Annotated in this window: 9 protein-coding genes; 2 read left to right on the forward strand and 7 right to left on the reverse strand. The window is 64.5% G+C overall.

Annotated elements, in window-relative coordinates; genetic code table 11:
* Nucleotides 1–14: 14 nt before the first annotated feature.
* The 4 genes from cysN to ACR9YP_RS05500 all read right to left on the reverse strand — a co-directional run bounded on the left by cysN (nucleotide 15) and on the right by ACR9YP_RS05500 (nucleotide 5,802).
* Nucleotides 15–1,910 carry a sulfate adenylyltransferase subunit CysN gene (gene cysN, locus ACR9YP_RS05485; RefSeq protein WP_474219164.1) on the reverse strand — a complete coding sequence of 632 codons (1,896 nt, stop codon included), beginning with the start codon at nucleotides 1,908–1,910 and terminating at the stop codon, nucleotides 15–17.
* Nucleotides 1,910–2,902, reverse strand: coding sequence for a sulfate adenylyltransferase subunit CysD (gene cysD, locus ACR9YP_RS05490; RefSeq protein WP_474219165.1), 993 nt, complete (start codon nucleotides 2,900–2,902; stop codon nucleotides 1,910–1,912). Before cysD ends, cysN begins: the two co-directional genes overlap by 1 nt.
* Complete coding sequence (locus tag ACR9YP_RS05495) at nucleotides 2,881–3,900, reverse strand: sulfotransferase family protein (RefSeq protein WP_474219166.1); 1,020 nt, start codon at nucleotides 3,898–3,900, stop codon at nucleotides 2,881–2,883. Before ACR9YP_RS05495 ends, cysD begins: the two co-directional genes overlap by 22 nt.
* Nucleotides 3,901–4,056: 156 nt before the next feature.
* Nucleotides 4,057–5,802, reverse strand: a complete 1,746-nt coding sequence (locus ACR9YP_RS05500; RefSeq protein WP_474219168.1) for a methyl-accepting chemotaxis protein — start codon at nucleotides 5,800–5,802, stop codon at nucleotides 4,057–4,059.
* A 253-nt stretch (nucleotides 5,803–6,055) separates the two neighbouring features.
* Between ACR9YP_RS05500 and ACR9YP_RS05505 the strand changes: the two genes are divergently transcribed.
* Entirely contained in the window at nucleotides 6,056–6,646 is a 591-nt protein-coding gene (locus tag ACR9YP_RS05505) for a thermonuclease family protein (RefSeq protein WP_438103663.1), read from the forward strand.
* A gap of 56 nt (nucleotides 6,647–6,702) precedes the next feature.
* Here the strand turns inward: ACR9YP_RS05505 and ACR9YP_RS05510 are convergent, their stop codons facing one another.
* Together ACR9YP_RS05510 and acs are read right to left on the reverse strand one after the other, a co-directional pair.
* The gene (locus ACR9YP_RS05510; RefSeq protein ID WP_438103662.1) at nucleotides 6,703–7,218 is read right to left on the reverse strand and encodes a L,D-transpeptidase; all 516 of its coding nucleotides are present in this window, start codon (nucleotides 7,216–7,218) and stop codon (nucleotides 6,703–6,705) included.
* Nucleotides 7,219–7,649: 431 nt separating this feature from the next.
* Nucleotides 7,650–9,596, reverse strand: coding sequence for an acetate--CoA ligase (gene acs, locus ACR9YP_RS05515; RefSeq protein WP_438103661.1), 1,947 nt, complete (start codon nucleotides 9,594–9,596; stop codon nucleotides 7,650–7,652).
* 378 nt (nucleotides 9,597–9,974) lie between these two features.
* On the opposite strand from acs, the gene ACR9YP_RS05520 reads away from it, so the two are divergent.
* The gene (locus ACR9YP_RS05520; protein ID WP_474219169.1) at nucleotides 9,975–11,144 is read left to right on the forward strand and encodes a DNA topoisomerase IB; all 1,170 of its coding nucleotides are present in this window, start codon (nucleotides 9,975–9,977) and stop codon (nucleotides 11,142–11,144) included.
* Nucleotides 11,145–11,254: 110 nt separating this feature from the next.
* On the opposite strand, the gene ACR9YP_RS05525 is transcribed toward ACR9YP_RS05520, so the two are convergent.
* On the reverse strand, nucleotides 11,255–11,710 hold the full coding sequence (locus ACR9YP_RS05525) for an SRPBCC family protein (RefSeq protein WP_438103660.1): 456 nt from the start codon (nucleotides 11,708–11,710) through the stop codon (nucleotides 11,255–11,257).
* Nucleotides 11,711–11,742 lie beyond the last annotated feature (32 nt).

An 11,742-nucleotide genomic window follows, 5' to 3' on the forward strand; every position in this document is an offset into this window, starting at 1 on the left:
TTGCTGCACGGTCGCTAGAGATAGTGATTGTCTCTGAGATAGCGGATGATGCGTTCGCAGGCCGCCTCGCTGGACAGTTCCGAGGTGTCGATGCTGATCTCCGGCGCTTGCGGTGCCTCGTAGGGATCATCGATCCCGGTGAAGCCTGTCAGCTCGCCCGCGCGCGCCTTGCGATAGAGGCCCTTGGGGTCGCGACGCTCGCATTCGGCAAGCGGGGTCGCGACATGGATTTCGATGAACTCGCTCGTCTCGACCCGCTGCCGCGCCAGTGCGCGCTCGCTGCGGAACGGCGAAATCAGCGCGACCAGCGCGATCATGCCGGCATCGACGAACAGCGCCGCGATCTCCGCGACACGCCGGACGTTTTCCATTCTCTCCGCGCTGGAGAAGCCGAGATCGCGATTGATGCCGTGGCGGAGATTGTCGCCGTCGAGCAGCGCGGCGTGGCGTCCGAGCGCGGCAAGGCGCCGGTCGACGAGATCTGCGATCGTCGATTTGCCGGCTCCACTGAAGCCCGTGAACCAGAGCACGCAGGGCCGCTGCTGCTTGAGCCGCGCACGCACCGACTTGTCGACTGCGAGTCGATGGCGGTGAATGTTGGTTGCGCGGCTCAGCGAGAGATCGATCATCCCGGCGGCAGCCGTGCGATGGCTGATCGGATCGATGAGGATGAAGCTGCCCATGTCGCGGTCGTCGCGATAGGCCTCGAATACCAGCGGGCGGTCGAGGCGGAGATGGACGTGACCGATCTGGTTGGCATCGAGCGTCGTGGCGCTTTCCTGCGCCATGGTGTCGATGGCGATGCGGTGCTCGAGCGACGTGATCACCGCGCCCGTCGAAGCCGTGCCGCATTTGAGCACGTAGCGCCGGCCCGCGACCATGGTCTGGTCATCGAACCAGACGAGATGGGCCGCCAATTGGTCCGAGATCTGTGCTGTGGACCCCGCCGTCAGCACGTCACCGCGACTGACGTCGATCTCGTCCGTCAATGTGAGCGTCACCGATTCGCCCGCCGCAGCCCGATCACGCTCGCCGCCGGGCGTGAGAATGCGCGCGACCTGGGTTTGACGGCCCGAGGGCTGCACGGTAACGGCGTCGCCTGCCCGGATCGTTCCGCTGGCGATTCGGCCGCAGAAGCCGCGAAAATCCGCATGTGGCCGGTTGACCCATTGCACCGGCAGCCGGAACGGCCGCTGCGAGACGTCGCCGGACACGTCGACCGATTCCAGATAGGCCGTGACGGTTGGCCCGGTGTACCAGGGCATCCGCGTGCTCGCGGCGACGATGTTGTCGCCGTCGGGCGCCACCACCGGGATGCATTGCACCTGGAAAATGCCGAGCTGCCCGGCCAGCGTCAGATATTCGGCGGTGATGGCCGCGAAGCGGCCGCCGTCGAATCCGATCAGATCCATCTTGTTCACGGCGAGGACGACGTGGCGGACGCCGAGCAGCGACAGGATGTGGCTGTGACGTCGCGTCTGCGTGATCACGCCCCTGCGGGCGTCGACCAATACCACGGCGAGATCGGCATTGGAGGCGCCGGTCGCCATGTTGCGGGTATATTGCGCATGTCCCGGCGTGTCGGCGACGATGAAGCGGCGCAACGGCGTGGCGAAGAACCGGTAGGCGACGTCGATCGTGATGCCCTGCTCGCGCTCGGCCTGCAAGCCGTCGACCAGCAGCGCGAAATCGAGATCGCCGCCGGTCGTGCCAACGGTCCGGCTCTCGGAGGCGAGCGCGTCGAGCTGGTCGTCGAGCAGCGTCTTGGAATCATAGAGCAGGCGGCCGACCAGCGTGCTCTTGCCGTCATCGACGCTGCCGCAGGTGACGAAGCGCAGCGTCGGGCGGTCGTGCTGGTCCAGCCGCGGCGCATCGGAGGCGGCGATCGCGGGGGCCTCGTGATAGGACATCAGAAGTAGCCTTCCGCTTTCTTGCGCTCCATCGATGCGGGACTGTCCCGGTCGATCATGCGTCCCTGCCGCTCGGAGGTGCGCGAGGCCATCATCTCCCGAACGATCTCCGGCAGGGTCGCCGCCGTCGAGGTGGTCGCGCCGGTGAGGGGATAGCAGCCGAGCGTGCGAAACCTGACGGAGCGCCAGCGCGGCTCCTCGTACGGACGCAGCGGCATCCGTTCGTCATCCACCATGATCAGCGCACCGTCGCGCTCGACCACCGGACGCGGCGCCGCCAGATAGAGCGGAACGATCGGGATGTCCTCGAGCAGGATGTAGTCCCAGACGTCGAGCTCGGTCCAGTTCGACAGCGGAAACACCCGCATGCTTTCGTCGGGCGCGAGCATCGTGTTGTACAGGCTCCACAGCTCCGGCCGCTGGTTCTTCGGGTCCCAGCGATGCGCCGCACTGCGATGCGAGAAGATGCGCTCCTTGGCGCGCGACTTCTCCTCGTCGCGCCGCGCTCCTCCGATCGCGGCGTCGAAACCGTGGAGGTCCAGCGCCTGTCGCAACGCCTGCGTCTTCATGACGTCGGTGTAACGGGCCGACCCGTGGGTGAAGGGGTCAATGCCCTGGCTCAATCCGTCATTGTTGGTGTGGACGATCAGATCGAGGCCGAGCTCGCGCGCGCGCATATCGCGAAATGCGATCATCTCCCGGAACTTCCACGTCGTGTCGACATGCAGCATGGGAAACGGCGGCTTGCCGGGATGAAACGCCTTCATCGCCAGATGCAGCAGCACCGAAGAGTCTTTCCCGATCGAATACAGCATGACCGGCTTGCGGAACTCGGCCGCCGTCTCCCGCAGGATGTGGATGCTTTCCGCCTCCAGGCGTCGAAGATGGCTGGCGGTCGCGCGGGTCGGCTTGTCGTCAACCGTTCCAGGGAGGGCTGGCTCGGCGGTCGCGGGAACGTCGAGCATGGTGATCACGCGGCCGTAGCGAGCCATTCGCCGAACAGGCGCGCCGACGTTGCTGCATTCAGGTCGAGATCGCGAACGCATGCCGCAACCGAGGCACGATAGGCATCGTTGACGCCGCAGCGCTCCAAGACGTCCAGCTGGGCCTGGCTCAGCGAGGTCGTTACGCGGCGCTGGTAGCGATAGGCGCTATCCGAGGTGTGCAGATTGGGCACCTTGTAGATCGCCGCTTCGCTCGGGAAGATGACGCGCGCGTTGTTTGCCTGCTCTTGTCCCGGCTCCCGCCATGAGGTCACGGCATTTTCGGTAAAGCTGCCCGAAATGCCGAGGCGGTCGAACAGGACTCGAACCGACGATACCGCCTCCTTGCTCACCTCGTAGACGTAATGCGTGACCGGAACGCCCTGTTGCCTGGCGTAGCCAGCGACCCGGACTGCGCTGAGTGCGGCGACGACATAGTGCGCCAGCAGCGTACTTTCAGGAGCGCGCGAGATCAGCTTCTCGAGCCAGGACGCCAGCGCGCTGGCCGGCTCGCGGTCGAGCGCGATGAGGTGCAGCCGGTGCCGCGGGTAGCCTGCGTCGATCAGCAGCTTGAGCGGATTGAACAGGCTCTCGGCGAGCACGTAGGGCCCGATCGTCTCCTTGCTGAAGATATTCGGCTCATCGGCCGCCGACGGCACGATCCACGGTGTCAGGGCCTCGCCGACGAGCGAATCGCGCAGCATGGCCTTCAGCGGTTGATAATACGAGGGCATCCCGGTCATGCCGAACAAATTGCTCAGGGCCGTCGATCCGACCCGCGCCTTGCCGCATGCAAAATAAAGCATGGGAAAATCCTGCGCCGGGCGATGCCGGAAGCTCTCGGCAAGACATTCCGTCACTTCGCGCATCAGCGTTTCGAGCGCGACGGTCCGGGTCTGGAATCCATCCACCGGCGAAAGCAGCGTGGTGTCGAGGGAACTATGTTGCTGGCGCACCAGATCGGCGATTCGTTCGAGCGAATCGTGTGAAGTCATGTCGATGTTCATGTTGGGGGACTCGCTGAACAGGTTCCGCAAGCGAGTTGCTTACGGCTTCATGTTCAACCTATCGTTGCTCATGGTGCCGGTCAAACCCGGGAAATCCCGGGGGTGTCATGAATGTCCGGCGAGCACAGAAACTGTGCTCGCCGCTTCGTTGCCGATCTAGGCGGCGCGCACAGTATTGAGGAATTTCTCGACCTCGGCCTTCAACAGACCGCTTTCGTTGGACAGCGAGCGCGCCGATGCGAGCACCTGTCCAGATGCCGCGCCGGTGGCGCTTGCACCGTGACTGACCTGCGCGATCTTGTCGGCGACCTCGACCGTGCCCTTGGCGGCTTCGCTGACGTTGCGTGCGATCTCCGACGTCGCGGCTCCCTGCTCCTCGATGGTCGCGGCGATGGTGGTCGAGATGTCCGAGATCCTGGCGATGGTCGCGCCGATCTCCTTGATCGCGCCGACGGAATCTTCCGTCGCGGCCTGCATGCCGGCGATCTGCGTGCCTATTTCCTCGGTCGCTCTCGCGGTCTGGGCGGCGAGCGCCTTGACCTCGCTCGCCACCACGGCGAATCCGCGGCCGGATTCACCGGCGCGTGCCGCTTCGATCGTGGCGTTCAGCGCCAGGAGGTTGGTCTGTTCGGCAATCGCAGTGATCAGCTTGACGACGTCGCCGATCCGGCCCGCTGCCTTGAGCAGTTCATTGATGCGAATGTCGGTGCGCTCGGCCTGCTTCACCGCCTCGCCGGCGATGCGGCTGGAATCGTGGACCTGACGGCTGATCTCGACCACCGACGTGCTCATTTCTTCGGCGGCCGACGCCACGGCGCCGACATTGGTGGATGCCTCCTCGGAGGCTGCTGCCACCATTCCGGAGAGCTGCTGGGTCTCCTCCGCGGTGCCCGACAACGTGCCGGCGGCGGATTCGAGCTGCTGGGAAGCGGCCGACACCGAATTGATGATGCCGCCGACTGCCGCTTCGAACGCGCCGGCGAGCCGGATCATCTCTTCCTTGCGCTGCGCGGCCACAGCGGCTTCCTGCTGCTTCTGCTCGGCTTCCATCTGCTCGATGCGGATCAGGTTGTCCTTGAAGGTCTGCGCCGCGCGGGCGTTGTCGCCCACTTCGTCGCCGCGGGCCGTATAGGGAATTTCGACGGCCTTGCTGCCGCCGGCGAGTTGCAGGAGCACATCGCCGATGCGCCGGATCGGACGGGCGATGCTCGACACCGAAAAGACCGCGGAGCCGATCAGCATCAGCATCACGAAGACGCCGACGATCACCGCGAAGTTGGCGACACGATCAAGTTCGACCAGCAATTCGCCTTTGCGCCGCGCCGCGAATTCATTGGCGACGCCCACCAGGTCATCGACGCGTTTGCCGACTTCCTTAGCCGCCGGGCGCATATGCTCTGCAAGAATGCCCGCCCTTGCTGTTTCCGCTGCGGACTTGGCGCCGCCGGCGGGGGCATTGATGACGGCCCTCTGCGCCGCCGCCAGCTCGACGGCACTGGCAAGATAAGTATCCACGAACTTCCTCGCCTCGCGATAGGCATCCTGCGTGACCTTTCGCGTCGCCCGCTCCCTTGCGGCGTCGATTTCCGTACCGGCCTCGGTTGCATGGCTGCGGAGAGTTTCGAGGAGCTTGTCGACCTCACCGACCGACGGCGCGGAACCGAGCTCGAGGGCGGCGAGCTGCGCGCGCGCCATCGCCGTCTGTGCCGCCTGCGCATTGCCTTTGTTGAGGTAGTTGATGATGACCAGCCGGTTGGACTCCGCGATCGACTGGTTGCCGAGCATCTGGTTGGTCAGGATACCGCCGACCAGCAGAACGTTGATGCCCGTGATGATGCCGAGCTTTGTTCCAATGCGAAGCTTGAATAATCCCACCGCTCTCTCCTCAATTCCGTCCCGCATCAGGTATGCGCAACCAAAGATTGAGATTTTGGTAATATTCACCGATGGCCGTAGAAGTACGGCCGATGCGCCGCAGGCCCGTCCGGCAGAACCATGAAGTGGCGGTATCTCGGGATGCAGACCGCGCGCGATGCGACCACGCAGGCGCTAAACGGAATGTGAAGATCGCTCTCCGTGCAACTACAGGCAGTAACCGCTAGAAAGCTTGGAACGCGGCTTGCCGGTTCTGCCGACTCAGCTCTAGCGTGAGACAATGCGTTCCCGCGATCGTCTCAATCCGTATCGGTCATCCTTCAGCGGCTCTCCGTTCCATCGCCGATTCTCCGGACTGTTGCCCTGGATGTTCGTGGTCGGCGTCGTGACGGCTGTCGTGCTTGCCTTCCGGCACGGCACGAACTGGCCCGTCCCGCATGGGGCCGACGGCCAGTCGCAGGCGACCGACATCGTCCTCGAGCAGGCCGGAGATGCCGGCGCTCGCCAGCCGATCGAAGTCATCCGCACCATCGACGGCGACACCTTTCTGGCGCGCGTGCATCCGCGCAACGGCGGTCATCTCGTCGTGCGGGTTCGCCTGCGCGGCATCGATGCACCTGAACTGAAAGCATCCTGCCAGGATGAGCTGAACAAGGCTGAAGCCGCCACCGACGCGCTGCGCAATCTGCTCGGCCAGGGGGACGTGACGATCTCCAATCTCGGGCCCGACAAATACGGACGCATTCTCGCTGACGTCGCGACCCGGCGCACCGCCAACGTCTCGGCCACGCTGCTCGCAGGCGGTTACGTGCGCAGTTACAATGGCGGCCATCGCGACGGCTGGTGTGCGCGCAGCTGGCGTTTTTGGTAATAAAAAAGCCGCGTCCCTAGACGCGGCTTCTCGCAATCCTCTCCCGATCTCCTCGATCAGCGCGTCACGACCACCGTCGTGCCCACGGAGACGCGGCCATAGAGATCGGTGATGTCGTCGTTGAGCATGCGGATGCAGCCATAGGAGACGAAGCCGCCGATCGAGGCCGGCACGTTGGTGCCGTGGATCGCATATTCGCCGCCGGCCAAGGTCATCGCCGCGACGCCCATCGGGTTGCGCGGCGAGCCGCCCGGAATGACGTCGGGAATACTGGGCTTGTCGCGCTTCACCTCGGCAGGCGGTGCCCAGGCTGGATTGAGATACTTGCCGTCGATCTTCGTCGTGCCGGCCCATTGCTTGCCGGCCTTGCCGACGCCAACCGGATAGCGCACAGCGTGGCCGTTATCGAGGATGAGATAGAGCCGCCGCTCGCTGGTTTTGACCACGATGGTGCCCGGCGAATAGTCGGCCAGGTGCGTCCCGACCATTTCCGGCCGCGCCTCGGCCGCCGTCGACATCAAAACCCCAGCCCCGATGGTGGCGGCCAGCACCACCGCAATCCTCATCGACATCGATGCTTCCCCTTGCCCCAAACGGATCGTCCAGAAATTTACGCAGAACCCGGCAATCGCGGCTTGCCCAGATATTCTTAACCGCGCTCGTTAACCGGATGGTTTCCACGCGCGGCCGCCAAGGGCCAGCCGGCACGGGAACAAAGGAAATGTTCGAAATAAAGTAAATGACCTGAAAACAACACTCGGCGGGAAAGACGCGCAGGTCCCGGGGCGCACCCTGACGAATGCGTGAGGATGTGAACGCCTATTATTTCAGGAGGCGTTGGCGAACCCGCAGCGCAGCTTGGTCTCGTGTCCCGGACAAGGCGCGGCGCGCAGCTCCGCGACGCTGAGCCGGGACCCAGTTCTGGTGCGGAGAGATGGGCCCCGGCTCTGCAGCGCACCGCTGAAGAGCGCGCTGCGCTGCGTCCAGGGCACGGAGCCGCTTCTTACACCGACTTCCGGTTCTGCCGGTTCTTGACGAGGTCGTCGACCACGGCCGGATCGGCCAGTGTCGAGGTGTCGCCTAAGCTGCCCGGCTCGTCCTCGGCGATCTTGCGCAGGATGCGGCGCATGATTTTGCCGGAGCGGGTTTTGGGCAGGCTAGGGGCGAACTGGATCTGGTCGGGCGAGGCGATCGGGCCGATCTCCTTGCGCACCCAGGTGATGAGTTCCTTGCGCAGGTCCTCGGTCGGCTGGACGCCCGCCATCAGGGTGACATAGGCGTAGATGCCCTGGCCCTTGATGTCGTGCGGGAAGCCGACCACGGCCGCCTCCGACACCTTCTCGTGCGCGACCAACGCGCTCTCGACTTCAGCGGTGCCCATGCGATGGCCGGAAACGTTGATGACGTCGTCGACGCGGCCGGTGATCCAGTAATAGCCGTCGGCGTCGCGCCGGCAGCCATCGCCGGTGAAGTATTTGCCCTTGTAGGTCGAGAAGTAGGTCTGCTCGAACCGGGCGTGGTCGCCATAGACCGTACGCATCATGCCCGGCCATGACCGCGTGAGACAGAGGTTGCCCGTCGTCTCGCCTTCGAGCGTCTTGCCGTCGGCATCGACGATCTCCGGCACCACGCCGAAGAACGGCAGCGTCGCCGAACCCGGCTTGAGCTTGATCGCGCCCGGCAGCGGCGTGATCAAGATGCCGCCAGTCTCGGTCTGCCACCAGGTGTCGACGATCGGGCAGCGGTCGTCGCCGACGACGCGGTGATACCACTCCCAGGCTTCCGGATTGATGGGCTCGCCGACCGAGCCGAGCAGGCGCAGCGAGGCGCGCGAGGTCTTCTTCACCGGCTCGTCGCCGCCCTGCATCAGCGCGCGGATCGCGGTCGGCGCGGTGTAGAAGGTGTTGACCTTGTGTTTGTCGATGACGTTCCAGAACCTGGAATTGTCGGGGTAGTTCGGCACGCCTTCGAACATCAGCGTGGTCGCGCCGTTACAGAGCGGTCCGTAGAGAATGTAACTGTGGCCGGTGACCCAGCCGACGTCGGCGGTGCACCAGTAGACGTCGCCGTCGTGATAGTCGAACACGTATTGATGCGTCATCGCGGCATAGACGAGATAGCCGGCGGAGGTGTGCAGCACGCCCTTGGGCTGGCCGGTCGAGCCCGAGGTGTAGAGGATGAATAGCGGATCCTCGGCGTGCATGTGCTCGGCCGGGCACTCCGTCGTCACCATCTTGGCGGCGTCGTGGTACCAGAGGTCGCGCGTCGGGTTCATGTCGATCTTGCCGCCGGTGCGCTTGACCACGACGACCCAGTCGACGCCGTCCGCTTTGGCGAGCGCCGCGTCGACATTGGCCTTCAGCGGCACCTTCTTGCCGCCGCGCAAGCCCTCGTCCGCAGTGATGATCACCTTGGATTGGCAGTCGTTGATGCGCTGGGCGAGGCTGTCGGGGGAGAAGCCCGCGAATACCACGGAGTGGATCGCGCCGATCCGCGCGCAGGCCATCATCGCATAAGCCGCTTCCGGAATCATCGGCAGGTAGATGGTGACGCGGTCGCCCTTCTTGACGTTGCGGGTGCGCAGGATGTTGGCCATCCGGCAGACCTCGTCGTGCAGCTCCTTGTAGGTGATGTGCCGGGACTGCGAGGGATCGTCGCCTTCCCAGATGATCGCGGTCTGATTGGCGCGCTTGGCCAAATGCCGGTCGATGCAATTGTGGGCGACGTTGAGGACGCCGTCCTCGAACCATTTGATCGAGATGTTGCCGGGCGTGAACGAGACGTTCTCGATTTTCGTCGGCGCCTTCATCCAGTCGATGCGCTTGGCCTGCTCCGCCCAGAAACCGTTCGGGTCCGAGATCGAGCGCGCGTACATGTCCTTGTACTTGGCCTGGTCGACCCAGGCGCGCTTTGCCCACTCTGCCGGTACGTCGTAGATCTTCTCGGACATGCTTTCCCTCCACATACGGCAGGCCGAACGCTAGCGACTGGCGAGCCGACTTGATCATTGAATGATTATGCGTCGGGCTAACCGGACCCGACAAGGAGCACAAGCTGGACCTTCGGCGGGCCGCCGGCCATGCGGAGGATCAAGCCCGCTCGGGCGACTGTCGCAGATCTGAAACAAGCCGGCGACCGGCTTTCGGGCCTTTACCCAACTCTCCGGAACAGGCCTGGAGGTATTTAGAAACCTTTCCTCACTGATTCGGGACTCGCATTACGGTTCGGAACACCCTAAATGGCCAACCCGGGATCCCAACGAGGCTCCTGGAACAAAAATCAGAATAATCGCATTGATCGATAACAGGCAGGGTTAAGGCATAAGACTATGATGGATCAGCAGAATCTCGGCGCGATGCGGCCTGCTTCCGCCGATCCTGCGGCCGTTGCCCTCGCCAAAGCCCTCGGACAATGGCCGAAACCGGCCGGTTTCAGGCGTCTCAGCCCCAAAAAGACCTTCGACACGACGTCGGCGGCGACGGTCGAGGCGCTCGCCAGGGGACTGGGCCTGCGGCTCGGCGATCAGAACGAACTGACCATTCGGCGCATCAAGCGCGGCAAGGGCTATTCCTTCGTCCGCCCGAATGGTGCGCATATTCGCGACGCCCGCACCATCCGCCGGCTGCACGCCATGGCGGTGCCGCCGGCCTATCGCGAGGTGCGCTACTCCGCCGATCCGAGCTCGCATCTCCAGGCCGTGGGACGCGATGCCGCGGGCCGGCTGCAATATCGCTATCACGCCGACTGGGAGAAAGTCCGCGAGCACCGCAAGGCGCATCGCCTGGAGAAGCTCGTCGGCGCGCTGCCAAAAATCCGGCGCAAGGTCTCGGCGTTCCTGTCGGGCGACGAGCCGACGCGTGAATTCGCACTCTCGGCTGTCATCGAACTGATCGCCCGCACCGCGATCCGCCCCGGCAACGAATCCTATGCCCGTCTCAACGGCACTCGCGGCGCCACCACGCTGCTCAAGTCCAACGTCACGCTGGAAGATGATTGCTTCGTGCTGACCTTCAAGGCGAAGGGCGGCAAGGCGGTGCGGAAAGAGTGCGACGCGGCCAAGCTGGTGCGCGCCATCGGCATTTTGCAGGGCGTCCCGGGTAAGCGCATGTTCCAGTATCGCGACGCCTACGGCATCGTGCGCGCGGTCAATACCACGCAGGTGAATGCGTTTCTGCGCGAGATCGCCGGCATCAAGATCTCGCTGAAGGATTTTCGCACGCTGATGGCATCCGCCGTCGTCGTGGAATCCTTGTCACGGATCACGCCGGCGACCAGCCAGCACGGCCGCAAGAAGCAGGTGCTGGACGCGATCCGCGCCGCCGCCGACCAGCTCTCCAACACGCCGGCGATTTGCCGCAAGAGCTACGTCCACGATACCATCGTCACCGCCTTCGAGGATGGCATCCTCGAACGCTTCGCCGCGACCATGAAGGGTCAGCGCTCGCAGGCGAGGCGCGAGCAGCTTCTGGCCCAGGTGGTGGCGACCGCGGCGGTTTAGCGTCGCGCTCCCGTAGGGTGGGCAAAGCGGAGCGTGCCCACCATTTCTGCTGCGGTGTTGGGATAGATGGTGGGCGCGGCGCAAGTGCGCCTTTGCCCACCCTACAGTCCCTACGACTTCTCGGACACGCCTTTGTCGGGACCGGGATCGTTGCCAGCCGCTGCGATCGTGAGCCGTTCCAGATAATGCGCCCAGCCCTTTGCATGCGCGGCTGCCTGCTCTTCCGTCGGCAGCCCGCTATGGGTCATCCGCATCAAAGTGCCGCCGTCGTGCTCAATCAGGTCGATCTCAATCAGGCTCGAGCCGGGCGGCACCTCCTGTCCGCCCTCCCAGCCGAACGTGTAGGCGAGACGATGCACCGGCACGACCTCGCGGAAGGCGCCGCGGGCGACGCCACCGCGCGGGCCGACGCCCTTCAGCAGATAGAGCCCGCCGGGATGCGGCTCCGTGGTCGCGTCGGAACCCATCCAGCTCAAAATCTTCTCAGGGTCGGTCAGATAGGCGAAAACAGTGGCGCGTGGGGCGGCGATCTGGGTCTCGCGTCGCACTATGAACGGTTCGGTCATCGGCGATCATTCCTGGGCTGACACTCGGACAT

Source organism: Bradyrhizobium sp. BR14999, from assembly GCF_056106085.1.